Annotated in this window: 12 protein-coding genes; 9 read left to right on the top strand and 3 right to left on the bottom strand. The window is 62.4% G+C overall.

Annotated features, from left to right (window positions below; genetic code table 11):
- Positions 1 to 62 precede the first annotated feature (62 nt).
- The 5 genes from LMT64_RS03570 (at position 63) to rpoC (ending at position 11,435) form a co-directional block, all read left to right on the top strand.
- Positions 63 to 815 carry a desiccation-associated late embryogenesis abundant protein gene (locus tag LMT64_RS03570; RefSeq protein ID WP_126352210.1) on the top strand — a complete coding sequence of 251 codons (753 nt, stop codon included), beginning with the start codon at positions 63 to 65 and terminating at the stop codon, positions 813 to 815.
- A gap of 118 nt (positions 816 to 933) precedes the next feature.
- Positions 934 to 2,262 carry a glutamate-1-semialdehyde 2,1-aminomutase gene (gene hemL / locus LMT64_RS03565; protein ID WP_126352211.1) on the top strand — a complete coding sequence of 443 codons (1,329 nt, stop codon included), beginning with the start codon at positions 934 to 936 and terminating at the stop codon, positions 2,260 to 2,262.
- 126 nt (positions 2,263 to 2,388) lie between these two features.
- Positions 2,389 to 2,820 carry a CoA-binding protein gene (locus LMT64_RS03560; RefSeq protein ID WP_126352212.1) on the top strand — a complete coding sequence of 144 codons (432 nt, stop codon included), beginning with the start codon at positions 2,389 to 2,391 and terminating at the stop codon, positions 2,818 to 2,820.
- A 368-nt stretch (positions 2,821 to 3,188) separates the two neighbouring features.
- Positions 3,189 to 6,638, top strand: a complete 3,450-nt coding sequence (gene rpoB / locus LMT64_RS03555; RefSeq protein ID WP_126352213.1) for a DNA-directed RNA polymerase subunit beta — start codon at positions 3,189 to 3,191, stop codon at positions 6,636 to 6,638.
- 144 nt (positions 6,639 to 6,782) lie between these two features.
- Positions 6,783 to 11,435, top strand: a complete 4,653-nt coding sequence (rpoC, locus tag LMT64_RS03550) for a DNA-directed RNA polymerase subunit beta' (protein ID WP_170165986.1) — start codon at positions 6,783 to 6,785, stop codon at positions 11,433 to 11,435.
- A 116-nt stretch (positions 11,436 to 11,551) separates the two neighbouring features.
- Here the strand turns inward: rpoC and LMT64_RS03545 are convergent, their stop codons facing one another.
- Both LMT64_RS03545 and LMT64_RS03540 read right to left on the bottom strand, forming a co-directional pair.
- Entirely contained in the window at positions 11,552 to 12,073 is a 522-nt protein-coding gene (locus LMT64_RS03545) for a DUF2721 domain-containing protein (protein WP_126352214.1), read from the bottom strand.
- A 13-nt stretch (positions 12,074 to 12,086) separates the two neighbouring features.
- Positions 12,087 to 12,848, bottom strand: a complete 762-nt coding sequence (locus LMT64_RS03540; RefSeq protein WP_126352215.1) for a DUF2259 domain-containing protein — start codon at positions 12,846 to 12,848, stop codon at positions 12,087 to 12,089.
- Positions 12,849 to 12,866: 18 nt separating this feature from the next.
- Between LMT64_RS03540 and LMT64_RS03535 the strand changes: the two genes are divergently transcribed.
- From LMT64_RS03535 to LMT64_RS03525, 3 genes are all read left to right on the top strand, one after another.
- On the top strand, positions 12,867 to 13,166 hold the full coding sequence (locus tag LMT64_RS03535) for a hypothetical protein (RefSeq protein WP_126352216.1): 300 nt from the start codon (positions 12,867 to 12,869) through the stop codon (positions 13,164 to 13,166).
- A gap of 85 nt (positions 13,167 to 13,251) precedes the next feature.
- Positions 13,252 to 14,001, top strand: a complete 750-nt coding sequence (locus tag LMT64_RS03530) for an SDR family oxidoreductase (RefSeq protein WP_126352217.1) — start codon at positions 13,252 to 13,254, stop codon at positions 13,999 to 14,001.
- The gene (locus LMT64_RS03525) at positions 13,998 to 14,654 is read left to right on the top strand and encodes a YczE/YyaS/YitT family protein (protein ID WP_229253364.1); all 657 of its coding nucleotides are present in this window, start codon (positions 13,998 to 14,000) and stop codon (positions 14,652 to 14,654) included. Before LMT64_RS03530 ends, LMT64_RS03525 begins: the two co-directional genes overlap by 4 nt.
- A 30-nt stretch (positions 14,655 to 14,684) precedes the next feature.
- On the opposite strand, the gene LMT64_RS03520 is transcribed toward LMT64_RS03525, so the two are convergent.
- Positions 14,685 to 16,817 (bottom strand): protein kinase domain-containing protein, encoded by a 2,133-nt coding sequence (locus tag LMT64_RS03520; protein ID WP_126352218.1) that lies wholly within the window; start codon positions 16,815 to 16,817, stop codon positions 14,685 to 14,687.
- Between the two features lie 382 nt (positions 16,818 to 17,199).
- Here LMT64_RS03520 and LMT64_RS03515 point away from each other — a divergent pair, with 382 nt between their 5' ends.
- On the top strand, positions 17,200 to 19,005 hold the full coding sequence (locus tag LMT64_RS03515) for a hypothetical protein (protein ID WP_126352219.1): 1,806 nt from the start codon (positions 17,200 to 17,202) through the stop codon (positions 19,003 to 19,005).
- Positions 19,006 to 19,011 lie beyond the last annotated feature (6 nt).

Raw genomic sequence — 19,011 nt, 5'->3', positions numbered from 1 at the left:
CATTGAAAGGGTGCATAAGCCCCGCTCATGTCTTCATGAGATGACTCCCGTAAATTGTGAGCATGGGACGATACGACAGACGCCGTAACCGCGATAACGATTCTTCTTTTGGCAGCCTGGTGGTGTTCGGGGTGGTGCTGGGTGCAGGCATTTACCTGCTGACGCGCGAACAGAACCGCCGTGCCATTGACGCTAAATTGGCCGAACTGGGCCTCAAGGACACGGTAGACGAACTGGGTTCCAGCGTGGCTAAGGGCTGGGAACAGACCAAGCAAGCTGCCGCCGGAGGTGGCACCCTGAGCGAGAAAGTCGCCAACGTGAAGGACGCCGCTGCAACTGCCGCCAAGGACGTGGCCGACACTGCCAAAGACAACCAGGCCGATGTGCAGGCCGCAGGTAAGCAGCTCAAGGCCGATGCTCAAGACGCCGTCGCTGACGCCCAGGACAAGGCTGCTGACCTGGCCGATCAGGCCAAGACCAAAGGCGAAGAGCTGAAGGGTAAAGCCGAAGATGCTGCCGACGATGCGAAGAAAGCAGTCGCCAAGGGCACCGAAGGCGCCAAAGCGAAAGCTGAGGACCTGAAGGACGCCGCTCAGGTCAAGGCCGAAGAGGTCAAGGACGCTGCTCAGCAGAAAGCTGACCAAGCCAAGGACAAGGCCGATCAGGTCGCCAAGGATGTCAAAGATACGGCCAAAGAAGCCAGTGATACGGCGCAGGCCAATAAGGACAGCAAGCCTGAGTGGCCCTACAGCCGCGAGGGTGGCGTAGCCGACAACAAGGGCAACAGCGACAAATCCAACGAACGCAAGTTCTAAGCTGACCCTGCCATATGTCTTCCCCGCCTGGTGGCGGGGATTTTTTGTGCTGCTCTCCCTGACTTGTCACCGCGTCAGCAGGACATTCCATTTTCTGCGCTGCTCTAGACTGCGCCCCATGACGGTCCAAGCCAATCCCATTTCAGAACAACTTTTTTCGCGGGCCAAGGTGGTGACGCCCGGCGGTGTGAACAGCCCCGTGCGCGCCTTCGGGAGCGTGGGCGGCCATCCCCACTTCATTGCGCAGGCCAACGGCGCTTACCTGACCAATGCCGATGGAAAGCGGCTGCTGGACTATATCGGGTCCTGGGGTCCAATGATTCTGGGCCATAACCATCCCAGGGTGCACCAAGCCATTGCCGAAGCACTGCAGGGCGGGACGTCGTTCGGTGCCCCGAATGAACGCGAAGTTCTGCTGGCTGAAAAAGTGGTCGAGCTGACCCGTAGCAGCGGCGTGGAGCGGGTGCGCTTCGTGAACAGTGGAACCGAGGCCACCATGAGCGCCCTACGATTGGCCCGCGGCTTTACAGGCCGTAAATACATCGTCAAGTTTCGCGGCAACTACCACGGCCACGCCGACGGTCTGTTGGTTGAGGCTGGCAGCGGGCTGATGACCACGGCAGCCGGGCAGCTCGGCAGCGCCGCTCCCAGCAGTGCTGGAGTACCAGAGGAATACGCTGCCCTTACTTTGGTCAGCGAGTACAACGACCCTGCTGCTTTGGACACACTGATGCAGGGGCGCGGCCATGAAATCGCGGCGGTGATTTTTGAACCCGTGGTGGGCAACGCGGGCGTCTTGGTCCCCAGCGCTGATTTCCTGGCCGCGCTGCACCGGGTCAAGGATCAAGGCACCTTACTGGTTGCCGACGAAGTAATGACCGGATTCCGGCTGTCACTGCAAGGGGCCTGTGGTCGCCTGGGCATTCAGCCAGACCTGATCTGCTGGGGCAAGATCATCGGTGGCGGCCTGCCGGTCGGCGCTTACGGGGGCCGCGCTGAGGTGATGGACTTCGTGTCTCCTAGCGGCCCGGTATACCAGGCGGGGACACTAAGCGGTAATCCACTGGCGATGGCCGCCGGACTGGCAACCTTAAGTGAGCTGCAAGACCAGCCAGAGCTGTACGGGCGATTAGAAACCTATACCACGGCCCTGGCCGACGGTCTGAAGGATGCGGCCCAGGCGGCAGGTGTGCCTGTATCGGTCAATCAGATCGGGTCCATGCTGACCGTATTCTTTCAGGATGCGCCACACGGCAGTGTCACCACCTACCAGCAGGCGGCGCACAGCGACACTCAGGCTTTTGCCCGCTGGTTTCAGGCCATGTTAGCTCAGGGGATATACTGGGCGCCGAGCCAGTTCGAGAGCATCTTTGTGAGTGCCGCACACGGGGACGCCGAGCTGCAAACCACCTTGCAAGCGGCGCGTCAGGCCTTTTCAGAACTTTAAGGTAAGTACAAATCAGGGGTAGAAGCAGCACTCTATGCTGGGACATATCGCTGCATGGCTGCCTCTTCCCCTCCGGGCTGTTTCACCCGGCTGCCTCAGCTCATCCCTTTTTCCAGGAGGCTCACCATGACCCTGATTGACCAGTCCAAAGACCTTGCCAGGCATCTCAGTCCTGAAGGCGCGACCATTGCCGTGATCGGCTTCCACCGTGAACCTACCCGCGCGGCACACTACGTTCCCGAATACTTTCATAGGCGGGGCTACAGCATCATTCCAGTGAATCCGGCGCTGGCAGAGGGCGGCGAGGAATTCTTCGGACATGCCGCTGTGTCCACTCTTGGCGAAATCCAGGTTCCGGTAGATATCGTGCTAATCTTCCGCCGCTCGGACCAGGTATATCAGCACCAGGACGACATTCTGAACCTCAATCCCGCACCCCGACTGGTGTGGCTACAGCAGGGGATCCGGGACGATCAGACGGCCCGGCGCCTGACCGAGGCCGGAATAGACGTAGTGCAGGACCGCTGCATGATGGTGGACCACCGCTCACTGACCTGAAAGACCGGGTGAGGGCTCAAGGCTGCAGGTTCCCAACTTTCTGTAACCTGCAGCCGCTTGACCACCCTTCACAAATCCCGTTCCCAGATGCTACACTCAAGTTTAGCCAACCAAGATGGGTTGGAATGGAGCCTTCTTGCTAAACCGCCGTAAGGAAGAAAAGGACCAGACCTCGCCCAGCCGCCGACTTTATCCTGCTCCGTGCCCTGCACCGCAGTACCGTAAAGCGGCCTTTTTGCTTTGCTCAGGGTCCGCCTGGTTCAAAGCAAGCTAGCGCAGTTCACTTTCTTCCCTGCTGAACGCCGGATTTCAGCAAGCGAGCGCCTCCGCACCGCCATTCCATTCGCCCCTATTCCCACGAGGTGGACATGCAGTCACGCCCCACGATTCAGCGCTTTGGTGAAATTGCCGAAGTGATCCCCCTGCCTGACCTGACCGAAGTTCAGGTAGACTCCTTCAATGCGTTCTTGCAATCGGGCAAGACTCCCGGTGAGCGCACCAACTTCGGCCTGGAAAGTGCTTTCCGCGAAGTCTTCCCTATCGATGAAACCGAAAAGGGCCGCTCGACTGGCCTGGTGCTGGACTATCTCGAATACCGCCTGGGCGACCCGGCCTACAGCCCCGAAGAGTGCCGTGAAAAGGACCTGACTTATCAGGCACCCATGTACGCCAAGCTGCAACTGATCCATAAGGACAGCGGCGTCATCAAAGAAGACCAGGTGTTCCTGGGCGACCTGCCACTGATGACCGAGGACGGCTCGTTTATCATCAACGGCGCTGACCGCGTGGTCATCAGCCAGATTCACCGTAGCCCCGGCGTGTACTTCACTTCCTCCTATAAAGGTCTGAAGAAGCTGTACTCGGCGGCGATCATCCCCATGCCCAAGCGCGGTCCCTGGATCGAACTGGAATGGGCCGGCGACATGCTGGAAATGAAGGTCAACAAGCGCAAGTTCCCTGTCAGTCTGCTGCTGCGGGTGCTGGGCATGGACGACGGTCAGATCCGCGAACTGTTTACCGAGTTTGACAAAGACCTCGAAATTGAGGACAAAACTGCGGGCATGAACGCCGACGAAGCGCTGCTGCGCCTCTTTACGGTGCTGCGCCCCGGCGATCCGCCCAAGCGTGACAAGGCCACCCAGTACCTTTACGGTCTACTGGCTGACCCCCGCCGCTATGACCTGGGCGAACCTGGCCGCTTCAAGATGAACACCAAGCTGGGCACCTGGCAGCGCGATACGCCAACCCTGCTGACCTTCCGTGACGGCCAGTTCTTTGACGAGGGCCTGGTGGACACCATCCGCTATCTGCTGGCCCTGCAAAACGGCCTGGAGACCATCACCCTGGGTGCCGACGCCGACGGTGTGGCACAGGAAGTCCCCGTCCACGAAGACGATATTGATCACCTGGGGAACCGCCGCGTGCGGACCGTGGGCGAACTGCTCGCCGACCAGCTGCGCGTGGGCATGGGCCGCATGGCGCGTGGCGTGCGCGAGCGGATGCTGCTGGGTAACCCCGACGCCGCGACCCCCACCAAGCTGGTGAACAACCGCCCCATCGTGGCGGCCATGCGCGAGTTCTTCGGACGCAGCCAGCTCAGCCAGTTCAAGGACCAGACCAACCCCCTGTCCGACTTGCGCCACAAGCGCCGGATTTCGGCCCTGGGCCCAGGCGGTCTGACCCGCGAGCGCGCCGGCTTCGACGTGCGCGACGTGCACCGGACCCACTACGGCCGCATCTGCCCCATCGAGACGCCCGAAGGCGCCAACATCGGCCTGATTTCTTCACTCTCCAGTTACTCCAAGGTGAACCCGCTCGGCTTTATCGAGGCGCCCTACCGCCGCGTGGAGAACGGCGTGGTCAGCGATGACGTGATCTACATGACTGCCGACATTGAGGACCGCTACACCATCGCGCAGGCCAACAGCCCGCTCAATGATGACGGAACCTTTGCCGAAGAGCGCATCCTGGCCCGCAAATCCGGCGAGCCGCTGCTGTATGACCCGGCCGACGTGGAGTTCATGGACGTTAGCCCCAAGCAGATCGTTTCGATCAACACCAGCCTGATTCCCTTTCTGGAGCACGACGACGCCAACCGCGCCCTGATGGGTTCCAACATGCAGTCGCAGGCCGTACCGCTGGTGCGCGCTGAAAGCCCCGCCGTGGGCACTGGTGTGGAAGAGCGTGTAATCACCGATTCCGGCACCACTGTCGTAAGCGAAGTGACCGGCGAAGTGATTTACGTGGACAGCCGTAACATCCAGATCAAGCTGACCGAAGACGCCCCGGACATGGGCATGAAAAAGGGCAACATTCAGATTTATGAACTGGTGCGCTTTACCCGCTCCAACCAGGGAACCAACCTGGATCAACACCCCATCGTCGAAGTGGGCGAGCAGGTTGTGGCTGGACAGGTGCTGGCCGACGGTCCCGCCTCCGAATTTGGCCGCCTGGCGCTGGGTCAGAACATCACCATCGCCATCATGCCGTTTGACGGCTTTAACTTCGAAGATGCCATCTGCATCTCTGAAGGGCTGGTCCGCAAGGATTTCTACACCTCGGTTCACATCGAAAAAGACGAAATCGAAGCCCGTGACACCAAACTGGGCCCGGAAAAAATCACCCGCGACATTCCCGGTCTGAGCGAAGCCGCGCTGCGCGACCTCGACGAAGACGGCATCGTGCGCGTGGGCGCCGAGGTCAAGCCGGGTGACATCCTGGTAGGCAAGACCTCCTTTAAGGGGGAAAGCGAACCCAGCCCCGAAGAGCGTCTGCTGCGCTCCATCTTCGGTGAAAAGGCCCGTGAAGTGAAAGACACCTCGCTGCGCGTGCAGTCGGGTCAGGGCGGCATCGTCGTCAAGACCGTGCGCTTCCGCCGCGGTGACGAGGGTGTGGATCTCAAGCCTGGCGTGCGTGAAATGGTGCGCGTGTACGTGGCCCAGAAGCGTCAGCTGCAGGTGGGCGACAAGGTGGCCAACCGCCACGGAAACAAGGGCGTGGTCTCCAAGATTCTGCCCCCCGAAGACATGCCCTACCTCGAAGACGGAACCCCGGTGGACATCGTGTTCAATCCGCTCGGTGTGCCGAGCCGCATGAACCTGGGCCAAATTCTGGAAACCCACCTGGGTGAAGTGGCCCGCATCACCGGCAAGAAGTTCGTGACCCCGGTGTTCGACTCGGTGACCGAAGCCCAGATCAAGGACATGCTGGAAGAGCAGGCTAACCTGCGTCTGCAGCGGCGCCGCGACGAAGGCTTCGATATTGACCGCCGCGAAGAAGAAGTGCTGGACCGCGCCGCCAAGCTAGGCGTGATTGACCAACCCGGCGAGAACTACGAAGGTGCCCTCAAGCAACTGGCCCGCGTGGGCAAGAGCGTGTTGTTCGATGGCCGCACTGGCGAGCCGATCAGCGGACCCGTCGTGGTGGGCATCATGTACGTGATGAAGCTGTACCACATGGTAGAAGACAAGCTGCACGCCCGCTCCACCGGCCCCTACTCGCTGATTACCCAGCAGCCGCTGGGCGGTAAGGCGCAGTTCGGCGGTCAGCGCTTCGGGGAAATGGAAGTGTGGGCGCTGGAAGCTTATGGCGCGGCGCACACCCTCAAGGAGATGCTGACCATCAAGTCCGACGACATCGACGGCCGCGACGCCGCTTACCAGAGCATCGTCAAGGGTGAGCAGGTGGCCGACTCCACCATCCCCGAGAGCTTCAAGGTGCTGGTCAAGGAACTGCACTCGCTGGGTCTGGACGTAGAAGTCCTGGACAGCGGCGATAAGGCCGTGGACATCTTCGAAGGCATGATGCCCAAGCGCTAAGGACGCTGAAACGCGCCCGCAGAAGGCTGCAAGCGGAAAGCACAAGGCCAAGCGAGCCATCTGCCCAAGCTAAATCTCAACCCCAATGGTGACAGCCTTCTGCCTTTTTCCATCTGCTTTTCGCCCAACTCCGAAGGAGTTTCAATGAAAGATTTCAACAAAGTCCGTATCGCCATTGCCAGCCCGGAGAAAATCCGTGAGTGGAGCTTTGGTGAGGTGGAAAAGCCGGAAACCATCAACTACCGCACCCTCAAGCCGGAGCGCGAAGGTCTTTTTGACGAGCGTATCTTTGGCCCAATCAAGGACTACGAGTGTGCTTGCGGACGCTACAAGCGCCAGCGCTACGAGGGCAAGGTCTGCGAGCGCTGCGGCGTGGAAGTCACTTCCAGCAAGGTGCGCCGCTACCGCATGGGCCACATTGATCTGGCTACCCCCGCCGCACATATCTGGTACGTCAAGGACAGCCCCAGCAAGATCGGCACCCTGCTGGACCTGACTGCCGGGCAGCTGGAAAAGGTACTGTACTTCTCCTCTTTCCTGGTGACTGATCCCCGCAATGCCCAGAAAGAAGGCCGTCCCCTCAAGCGCGGCGAACTGCTGAGCGACGACGAGTACCGTGAACTGCGCTTTGGTCGCCAGGAAACCTACGCCCTGCAGGGCGGCGCTGAAGCCGATGTCAAGGACGGCGACTATGTGACCCGTGGGCAGACCCTGGGCGGCAATGTCGTGTCCAAGATGGACGGCCTGGCCCAGTACCGTTTCCCCCGCCGCGCCGAGATCGCCTACCGCGAGGAGCAGGAAGCCGCGCTGCCGCTCAGCGCCGACGCCCTGGTGCAGCAAGACATCTTCCGCGCTGGTGAAGTTCTGGCTGAATTGGAAGAAAACGTCACTGTGACCGCGCCAGTAGCTGGCGTCGCCTACCTCAAAGAGATGGGCGAGGACTCGGTCATGATCGAACTGCGTGAGCAAGTGGACGAGCCGGAACCCGAAGAAACCAATGGCGAAGACGGTGAGGAAACTGCTGCCCCCCGCCGCAAGGCCCCCAAAGCCAAAGTGCTGGCCAGCCTGTACATCCCGCACGGTATGGACGTGCAGGTCGTACACGGCGAAATTGTGGACGAAGGTGCTGTTCTAGCTGAGGCCAAAGCAGGCGACCTGCTGCGCGTGAGCCGTGACAGCCGCCTGAGTGCCGTGAACTTTGGCAAGAAGGGTGTCACCCTGACCGCCCACTGGAACCGCCGCGCCGAGTACGCCATTGACCCCACCATGCACGTGCTGGTCGGAGACGGCTCCGAAGTGCGCCGTGGCCAAAAGGTTGTGGGCGCCATTGACGAAGACGAAGAAGTGATTGCCGAAGCCGACGGTGTACTGACCATTCATGCACCGGCCAGCATCATCGTGTCCAAGGCCAAGGTGTACGAGTATGGGGACGAGCCGCTGGTCGTGAACGGCGACCGCGTGGAACCCGGTGACGAACTGGCCGATTCCGGTGCGCTCAAGTCCGAGATTTCGGGCCGCGTGGAAATCGACCTGGTCCGTAAGCAGGTCCGCGTGATCGAGTCCTACGACTTTGAGGCCAAAATGGGCGCCGAAGCGATCAAAGACATGCTGGACGACCTGGATTTGGACACCCTGGAAGTCGAACTGAACGGCACCATGAGCGATAACAGCCGCCACAAGCGTGCCAAGGCCCGTAAACGGCTGGAAGTGGTCCGGGCGTTCAAGCGCTCCGGCAACAGTCCGAGTTGGATGGTCCTTGAGAGTGTTCCGGTCATGCCACCAGACTTGCGACCCATGGTGCAGGTGGACGGCGGACGCTTCGCGACCTCCGACCTGAACGACCTGTACCGCCGCCTGATCAACCGCAACAACCGCCTCAAGAAGCTGATGAGTCAGGGCGCACCCGACATGATCATCCGCAACGAGAAGCGGATGCTGCAAGAAGCGGTGGACGCCCTGATCGACAACGGACGGCGCGGCAGCCCCGTGACCAACCCCGGTTCGGACCGCAGCTTGCGCTCGCTGACCGACCTGCTGGGCGGCAAGCAGGGCCGTTTCCGCCAGAACCTGCTCGGTAAGCGCGTGGACTACTCGGGCCGCTCGGTGATCGTGGTGGGTCCGCAGCTGCGACTGCACCAGTGTGGTGTGCCCAAACGTATGGCGCTGGAGCTGTTCAAGCCGTTCCTGTTCAAACTGCTGGAAGAAAAAGGCGAAGTCACCAACATCAAGCAAGCCCGCAAGATGCTGGAGCGCTACCGCGACACCAAGGACAGCGTGTGGGACGCGCTGGAAGAAGTGATTGAGGACAAAGTGGTGTTGCTGAACCGTGCGCCCACGCTGCACCGCCTGGGCATCCAGGCCTTTGAACCCGTGCTGGTCGAAGGTCAGTCGATTCAGCTACACCCGCTGGTCTGTGAAGCCTTCAACGCCGACTTTGACGGGGATCAGATGGCCATTCACGTGCCGCTGAGCGCCCAGGCGCAGGCCGAAGCCCGCATTCAGATGCTCAGCGCCCATAACCTGCTGTCGCCTGCCAACGGTGAACCCAACGTCAAACCCAGCCGCGACATCATTCTGGGCATCTTCACACTGACCCAGCTGCGTCACGACAACCTGGGCGCGGGCCGCGAATTCTCGTCGGCCAACGATGTGCTGGAAGCTTACGACCAGGGCGAATTGCTGCTGAACAGCCCCGTCATGCTGAACGGCGAGGAAACCAGCCCAGGCCGCCTGCGCTACCAATTCGCCAGCCCCGACGAAGCCATTCATGCCGTAGACCGCGGCGAGATTGACTACCAGGATCACGTCACCATCCGCCTGAACGGTGAACTGTACCAGACCAGCGCTGGCCGGGTGATGTTCCGCCGCCTGGTCCAAGAAGCCCTGGGCGAGAACGCCGGGATGGTAGATCAGCTGGTGCGTCTGGACGTAGCCTACGAGAAGGATTACCTCAAGGATATGGTCATGGCCTGCTACCGTCAGCTGGGTATTGAGGCCACCGCTCACCTACTGGATGCCCTCAAAGACAGCGGCTTCAAGCTGTCCACCACCTCGGGCATCACCATCGGCATCGACGATATCGTGATTCCACCGACCAAGGCCGAGATTCTGGCCGAAGCCGACGCACAGGTGGACGAGATCGAGCAGAACTACGAGTTCGGGTTTATGACCGAGGACGAGCGCTACAAGCAGGTCGTGGACCTGTGGAACGACACCAAGGACAACGTGAAGAACGCGATGTTCCAGAACTTCTCGGACAACTACCCTTTTAACCCGCTGTGGATCATGAGCCAGTCGGGTGCCCGTGGTAACGCCCAGCAGATCACTCAGCTGGCCGGGATGCGCGGCCTGATGGCCCGCCCCGACGGACGCACCATTGAAGTGCCTATCCGGGCGTCCTTCCGCGAAGGTCTGACCGTGCTGGAGTACTTCATCTCCACCCACGGTGCCCGTAAGGGTGGGGCCGATACCGCGCTGCGAACCGCCGACTCCGGCTACCTGACCCGTAAGCTGGTGGACGTGGCCCACGAGATCGTGGTGCGTGACCTGGACTGCGGTACCACCGACTACACCACCATCCCACTGGGCGAAGTGGACAGCCGCACCGGCGAGTGGCGCACCCGCAAGGGCAGCGAGCTGGAAACCAGCATCTATGGCCGCACTGTGGCCGTGGACATTGAGCTGAGTGACCGCGTGATCCGCGAAAACGAAATGCTGGCATTGGAAGATGTGCAGCAGATCGGCCAAGAAGCTGAAAACCTGCGCGAGGTGCATGTCTATACTCCCTTCAACTCCACGGTGCGCAGCGGCGTGGACCGCAAATGCTATGGCTACGACCTGTCGCAGGCCAAGCCCGTCAGCTTGGGCGAAACCGTGGGTGTGGTGGCCGCCGAGTCTATCGGTGAGCCCGGCACCCAGCTGACCATGCGGACCTTCCACACCGGCGGTGTGGCCGGTGGCGGCGACATCACCATGGGTCTGCCCCGCGTCATCGAGCTGTTCGAGGCCCGCAAGCCCAAGGTTCCGGCCATCCTGGCTGACCGTGACGGTGTGCTACGCATCGAGGAAGAAGAGGACCGCTACCTGCTGCGGATTGACGCGGACGACGAGGAGTTCTCCTCCAAGACCGCGACCAAGGTGCCCAAGACCCTGCGCCTGACGGTCCGTGACGGTGAGCGGGTGGAAACCGGCCAGCCGCTCACCCGCGGCGCCGTGAACCCCCACGACCTGCTGGAGTACAAAGGCATTGACGCCGTGCAGCGCTACCTGGTGGAAGAAGTGCAGCGCGTGTACCGCTCTCAGGGTGTGAAGGTGCACGACAAGCACATCGAGATCATCGTGCGGCAGATGCTACGCTTCGTGGAAATCACCGAAGGCGGCGACACCGACATGCTCGAAGGGCAGATCGTGGAGCGCTGGGACGTGCAGGACGCCAACAATGCTCTGGAAGCCGGTCAAACCCCAGCCAGCTGGAAGCCGGTGCTGCTCGGCATCACCAAGTCCAGCCTGACCACCAAGTCCTGGCTGAGTGCCGCATCCTTCCAGCACACCACCCACGTGCTGACGGAGGCATCCATGCGCGGTCAGGTGGACGAGCTGATCGGTCTGAAGGAAAACGTGATCCTCGGCAAGCTGATTCCCGCTGGAACTGGTCTGAACGCTGTGCGCGACGTTCAGGTAGCCGACGACCGCACGCTGGAGAAATACAACCCCAGCGCCGTGGCGGCTATTCCCGCGCCCCGCGAGGAACGCGCCCCAGTCACCGACGCTCCCGCTGCCGATAACGCCCTGCTGTAATCCCAACTCGCCCCAATAAGAGGCAAAAATCATCCCCCACCAGAACTGGTGGGGGGTATTTTTTGTCTACTGATCGGCATAGGTCATCAGTCCAGCCAGATCTGATTTGCTGTGTCTTACCTCCTCGCTGTAGGGTGGGCCTCGTCGTACAACTGTGCATAGCGCTCGCCTAACCGCAGAGCAAAACGCATTTCCCGCCGGGTGGCGCGGGCGCTGAGGCGCACCTCGGCGCTGAGCATCAAGGTGGCATAAGCCAAACTGACCGATCCCAGAATCGCTGTGAGGGTCGGCACCACGCCGGTATAGCCCTGAATCAGCTCGCGCCCGCCGATCAGGACACTGGACAGCACGAAGAGGCTGATGGCGACGTACAGCCCGGTCATGGCCCGCAGCAACATGCGGCTGCGCTGCGAGTGCAGTTCTAGCTGGTCTATGATCATTTCCTTTTCGGCAGCGGCTAGCCCTTCATCCAGATGCTGCCCCTCAATCAGTTCCCGGAAACGGTCAGTGTAATACTTGATTCGGTCGGTGACGCGGCCCACCCGCGTGGTGGTGCTCATCAGAATGGCCCCGGCCCCACTGAGCAGCACCGCCGGGGTAATCATGGCAGTCAGGACGCTCAGGCCAGGATCATTCATCTCTGCTGCAATTTTATGGGGCGACCTGCTCTTGCGGAGCAGGCTGCGCTTGTGAGACAGGAGTAGGCGTGCCGCTTGGTGCCGGAGCGCGGTTCAGGAAGGTGATGGGGTGGGCATCAGGCCCCTCAAAGCCAGGGCCATAGCCACGCAGCAGCACAGCTACGGCGTCTCCGTATTGCCAGGCCGCTTCTAGGCGGTAGGCCGCCACGCAGTTGCGGCCAGCAGGCAGTTGGGCGGCGTCGCGGAACCAGTCCTGACCGTTCACCCGCAGGCGGAGACCCACTGGATCAGCTGGTAACAGCCCCCTATATTCGCAGTGGTTATAGGCCGCCTGGGGGCGTACCTCCAGGGTACGGACGGTGCTGCCCAAGCCGGAATTCAGCGTCACGGTCTGCGGCTCTTGCGCGGGCCAGCCGGCCAGCGAAGGCAAGGGTAACGCCTGTGCCCACAGCATCTGGCCCGGAATGGGCCGCTCCAGGCCCAGCTGCCGCAGCCGGGCGGCGTGGCGGGTCAGCAGCTGCTCGGCCACCTGCGCCGAGGTGGTGCCTTCTGCCGCCTCCCGGAGAACCAGGCGGTCACTGATCAGCACCCCTACGCCCTGGCGCACCACCCGCAACTCAGCAGCTGGAAACCCACTGCCATCCGCCACCCAGTGGGTCAGCATCAGGTGATAGGCTCCGCCTTCGCTGAACCCGTAGCGGTAGGGTTGGGGCAGATCGGCGGCGCTGGCCTGGGTCGCCAGCAACGTCAGCATCAGGGCCAGGATTTTTTTCATTCTTCTATAGTAATGGGCATGAGCCCCCAAGACCTATCTTCCCCGTCTGGCGATCAGCTGGCGAGCGCTGCACTGACCGGGCAGGTGCCGCAGCTGTATACCTGGGGCACCCTGGCCGCTGGGCTGCTGATGGCTGTCACGCTCATCTGGCCGGAGCTGGCGGGGCTCGCTGTGAGCACGTTGGCGGCTGTTCCCGTATTGGCAGCGCTCTGGGTAGCCGTGACCTGCTGGCACACAGACCGCCGTCTCAGTCTGGCCGCCCTGCTGGCGGTTGCTGGGCTGGCCGCCGTCTTTCTCGGACGCAACCTGTTGGGTTAGAAGGCAAGGGCGTGCTGGCCCGTAAGGCCATCCAAAACTGGAAGTTTCTCGCCACGCCCACACCCCCAGACCCTTACACTGCGGTATGACCTCAGCACCTGCCCAGCACGTTCCTTTTCGCCTGGATGGACGCCGCGCCCTCGTCACCGGCGGATCGAAAGGCATCGGATTCGCGGCGGCGCAGCTGATGCGCGAGCTGGGCGCCGAAGTCACCATCGCGGCCCGCACCGAAAGTGACCTGCAAGCGGCCGCTGGGCAGATCGGAGCGGCCTGGGTGGCGGCCGATGTCGGCACTCCTGAGGGTGTCGCTGCTGCCCTAGAAGCTGCCGGAGCGGTAGATATTCTGGTGGCCAATGCTGGCGGACCACCGCAGGCCCTCCCCAGCGAAGTCCCTGAAGAGGCCTGGGAAGCGGGTTATCAGACCAACTTCCTGAGTACCGTGCGGCTGGCGGCTGGCGTGCTGCCCGGTATGCAGGAGCGCGGCTGGGGCCGGATCATCGCCGTCACCTCCATGACCGTCTCGCATCCAGTGCTGCGCCTGCCGGTCAGTAACGCCATGCGCGCCGCCGTGACCAACCATCTACGGACCCTGGCCCTAGAAGTGGCAGGGAACGGCGTGACCTGCAACACGGTAGCCCCCGGTTACACCGCCACGGAGCGGCTTCAGGCCCTGCACCATGACCCTGCCGAGGCGCAGCGCCTGGCTGGCAGTATTCCAGCAGGCCGCTTCGGAGAGCCGCGTGAGGTGGCTGCTGCCATCGCGTTCCTGTCCACGGACGAAGCCGCTTACATCACTGGCCAGGAACTGCTGGTCGACGGTGGGTTCAACATTTGACCCGCGCAACTTCGGCCCCCTTGGAGGGCGTCAAGCACTGGCCTTTCGGGGCACGGCTGGCCCTGTTGCTGTTTGGCCTGATGCTTTATGGGCTCTCGCTGCGTCTGATGATCGATGCAGGAGTGGGCGTGGCTCCCTGGGACGTGCTGCACACCGGGATGGCTGACCGGCTACCGGTGACGGTCGGCCAGGCAGGCATTGCCGCCGGGGTGGTCATCGTGACCCTCAGCCGACTGCTGCTGCGTGAACCGATTGGCCTGGGGACCGTCCTGAATGCTGTACTGGTCGGCTTATTTCTGGACCTGTTCGCCTTTTTTCCAGAGCCAAGCAGTCTGCTGCTACGTTGGGGCGAATTTCTGATCGGCGTTGCCCTGCTGGGTCTGGCCACCGGCACCTATGTGGCCGCCGCGCTGGGCGCTGGCCCGCGTGACGGACTGGTGCTGGGCCTCTCACGGCTGAGCGGCGCTCCGGTCGCCACCATACGGACGGTCATCGAGCTCTTGGTCTTGGCGCTGGGCTGGGCGCTGGGAGGACAGCTGGGGTTAGGCACAGCTGCCTTTGCGCTGCTGAGCGGCCCCGCGATGGCGTGGGGCATGGGCCTGTTCGGCCTGACCCGTCCCCAGCCCACTCCCCCTGCTGCCCGTGCCCCCTGATCATGCAAAGGCCCGGCGCGGCAGTGCGGCTCAGGCAGAAATACGCTGGGCCGCCTCAGCCAGTAAGCGGCGCTGAAAAGCCGCCAGATTGGTCACGGGGGTATACATGTTGCGTGTTCCCAGCAAATCACCCGACGGACTGTAAATCCGCAGCAGGTGACTGCCACGCGGCACCGCATAGATCTGGCCTTTAGGACCGATACTCAGCAGCCACAGTGCATCACCCGGCTCACCCACTTCACGGCTGAGGGCCACCGGAGCCGTCACATCGCCATCTGGGTCCACTCGCCGCACCTTGGCAGCGGTGGAATCCACCAGATACACAGCCCCGGCACTGTCCACGGTCAGCCCAGTCAACGGGCGCAGATTCTCCGAACCACGCTCTAACCGGAACGCCAGACGCGACATATATTCGCCGTCTGCCGTAAAACGCTGCACGCGGTGGTTCCCCGTATCCAGCACATAGAGATGGGCAGCCGCCGCAGCCAGCATGGTCGGGCGGCGGAACTCGCCCTCGCGCCCACCCTCACGCCCGAAAGCAAATCGGAACTCGCCCTTCAGGCTGTACACCTTCACCTGATGCGCCTCGCCGTCCAGGACATAGATCTGGTCTCTTAGCACCGCCAGGCCACAGGGCTGAAGCAATTGCGACTCGCCCAGACCATATTCACCGAATTGCTGTACCCGTTGCCCCTGCGAGTTCAGCACCCAGACCAGCCCACCACTCCCCTCACCGGAAGGGCGGCGATTCTGAAAGGCCACCAGCAGTTCGCCGTGTGGGCCACCGTGTAGGGCACTGGGAGGGCCAGGGAGCCGCAGTTCATGTTCCGTCACCGCGCCACGACTTCCCCAAGTCTGCCGTAGCTTGCCCGTGGTGTCCAGCAGGCGTAGTGAGCCCTGGGCATCTTCAACCGTTATGGCAAGCACATCGGCGTCCTCAAAGGCATCGTCTACCAAGATGCCCTCATCCAGTGCAGCAATCACTTCATCCAGGTTGGGCCGTTTATCGGGGTCTTTTTCGATCATGTGCAGGATCAGATCATTCAGGCGGCTGGGCACCCCTCGCCGCAGCTGATTGGGCGGCTTGGGGTCCTCGAAGACCTGCTGATGCACCACCGACTCGTAACTGCCCTCAAAAGCCGCCTTGCCGGTGATCATCTCGTAGGCCAGCAGGCCTAACGCGTACAGGTCACTGCGGGCATCGGTGCGGATGCCTTTGGCCTGTTCGGGAGCCATGTAGGTGGGCGTGCCTACCCGCGCCCCGGTCATGGTGAGGCGCGAAAGGGCCTGGCCCACCGCAATACCGAAATCCATCAGCTTGACGCCCCCAGGCTGCAGCTGCCCACCGTCCAGCGCCCCTTGCAGCAGCATCACATTACTGGGCTTGAGGTCGCGGTGAATCACCTTGTGGAGATGAATGTGCCGCAGGGCGTCCGCCAGTGCCCGAAAAATTTGCACCGCTTCAGGGAGGGTGAGCTGACGCTCCTCAAGAATCTGCTCCAAGCTGATCCCGTCTAGGTACTCCATAGCGATGTAGTACTCACCGTCCTCCATGCGGTAGCTGAACACTTCCACAATGTTGGGATGGTCAAACTGCATCAGAATCTCCGCCTCGCGGAAAAAACGCTTGACGAACTTCTCGTCGGCCAAGAATTTCTCCTGTGGAACCTTGAGAGCTGCCTGCCGCCCGTCGCTGCGTCGCTGGGCCAGATACACGTTGCCCATTCCCCCGATACCAATGCGGCGCTCGATCAGGTACTCGCCCAGATGCGCGGGAGGCTGTTCGTTCTCTTCTCCGTGGCCTACCCGCAAGCCCGGAATCCAGGTGCGGCGGCCCGGCCCTGGGCGGGACAGCTCAGCTGGTGACGGGTCCAGTCCACCGGGCCGGACGCCCCGCCGTCCCCCCCAGTCCACCCAGCGGCGCGGCAGATGGACCCCCAGCAAGGCCGGAAGCAACGCGGCAGCCAACACCAAAAGCCCCTGGACGCGGCCCGGCGCAGCCTGGGGATTGGCTTCCCAGTTGAGGGTGACCAGCAACGCAGCCAGCCCGGCCAGAACCAGCAAGGTGAGGTACCGCAGCAGCCGCTCGGCCGGAAAGAGCATGAGCCGCAGGGCCGCCACAAAGAGACCCAGCAGCAGAACAGTGTCCAGCAGCTCACTCATCTGCGGACATTCCTGGTCTGGTCCTGGGTTCGGCGCGGTGCGGGGATCATCAAATTCAGTCTCAGTTTCGTGTGAAGTTCACTCTTTCGGGGTGCCAGCGACCTCTGCGGATGGAGCCTGCAGTCCAGAGTATCCCGGTCAGACACCTGAGCAGGGCAGGTCCACGTTCCCGAATTGCCTTAGGTTTCAGCCTGGAGAATCAGGTTAATGCCTACCCTATACCCCACCAGGTTGCGGTTCTCTCACAGTTTCACCCATCCGTGGTGGAACCGCTTCCGGCCAGCCTATGACAGCCGCGTTGACCCCGCCTGTGCGCGCTGCTTGATCTGGGGTCTGACAGATGCCGCTCTATCCTGGGCCAGCACCCGATATACTGCGGCGGATGAGGGCAAATGAGTGGCTGGATGAGCTGGTTCAACTCTATGAATACCGCGTGGAGGACCTGCATCATGGCCGCAGCCCCAGGGGGGACAAACAGGCTTTTTTAGATCTGCGTGAACTGCTTATGACCGCCGACACGCTGGATTCCGGCTCACGCCGCCGCTTGATGGCCGCCGAGCGGCAGTTCCGTGACTTGCAGCGCCGGGGCGAGGTGCACTTCAGGGCTCGCCCACGCAAATCGGCCCAGTCGGCGCAGGCCGCTCAGGCCGAGGTTCTGCGCACGATGGCCCAGCGACTGTGGCACGCGGATGCCCGCCGGTGGGTTTCTGCGCGCCTGTGGGCGACCCGCTCAGAGCCGCGTCTGATGCCCCTGCGGACGCTCCTGACCGCCACCTTGAACCTGCAACACGAGCAGCGCGGTGAGCCGCAGCGTGCGCTGGTCTCGCTGGGTGAATCGGTCAGTTTAGGTCTGGCCGGACCCCATCAGATTGACGCCCTGACCGAGAGCGTGCTGGAGCTGCTCTCTACCTATACCGGACGCCAGCAACTGCTTAGGGCCGTTGCTGGGCTATGGGACCTGAGCCTCCAACGCTGGGGCGAGCCACCATCCTCGCCGCAGGACATGGGGCGTGCAATTTTTACCGACGACGGACTTTCCAGTCTGGCCCGTGACCAGCAGGTCTTCCCGACTGGCCCAGGCGACGCCCCAGCGGGCCACCTCGCGCCGGATGGGCCACTGCACCTGTCTTCCGCCGACCTGATCTGGTCTGAAGAGCTGGAACTGCTCAAGAAGACCATCGCCGTCCTCACCCGACTTTTGGAGCGCTGGCCGACGGCCTTGCCACAGGCGGCCCAACCCGTCAGTGTGAGCAGCACGCCAGATCCCGAAGCCCAGCTGACTGCACTGCGGCTGCATCCAGGCCAGTTCAGCTGGGGCAAACTTCGGGGCGAGCTGATCCCCACTGCTGGTTTGGGAGAGGGCAACCCTACTGCGGGTGACTTCGACCTCCACCTGTGGGGGGTGAACGGCGCAGAGCGACGGGTACTCCCACTGCGTCAGGACCTGCCCGCCAGCCTGCGAATCTGGAGTGTCCAGCTGGAAGATCAGCTGATCCACGCCGTACTGGACCGCGATTACCTGCTGCTGCGCCGCGAGTGGGCAGCGCCAGCTGCGCTACAGATCCAGGCCAACCGGGCGCGGCTGCTGGCCTATCTGACTCAGCCGTATCTGGCGTACGCGCCTATGCGGCTGGCACGGGCAGCTGCCCTCTCGCTGCGTGGCCGCGAACTGGCGGGCACTGACCTGTCACCGGGCAGCGCTGCGCGCTATCACAGTGCCCCCGCCGCGCAGCTGGGCCAGCTCGCCGAGAAGGCGCTGGACGCACTGCTGGCCCTGAGCAGTCCTCTGGAAAGCTGGGAGAGGACTCAGGTATTTCAGACCGCGGCTCTGGCCGCTGGGCTAGACGCCGCCGAGGGTCAGCTGCTTTCGGAACTGCTGGGAGCAGCGCACGTTCCAGAAGTTATCTTCGATCCGCAGACGCTGGAACGGGGCGAGTTCCCACAAACTGGACCTTATAGCCTCAGCCAGTGCACGGGGGAGCGCCGTGAACTTTCGGTCAGCGGACAGACCGTCATCCTGCAACCAGCGGGCGAGGAAGCGTTCAGCGGTGATCCACTGATCCAAGTTCAGCTGGAAGGTCATCCTGCGGCAGAGCTACACGACGCCCTGGCCTGGCCGCTGGGACGGGCCACCTTGCTGCTGGCCCAACATGGACCTTTGCTGGCCGTGGCCACCCTTCCCCACTAAGGGCCA

The organism is Deinococcus radiophilus, from assembly GCF_020889625.1.
Lineage (GTDB): Bacteria > Deinococcota > Deinococci > Deinococcales > Deinococcaceae > Deinococcus > Deinococcus radiophilus.
Note: the sequence above shows the minus strand (reverse complement) of the source record. Positions and strands in the feature narration are given on the sequence as shown.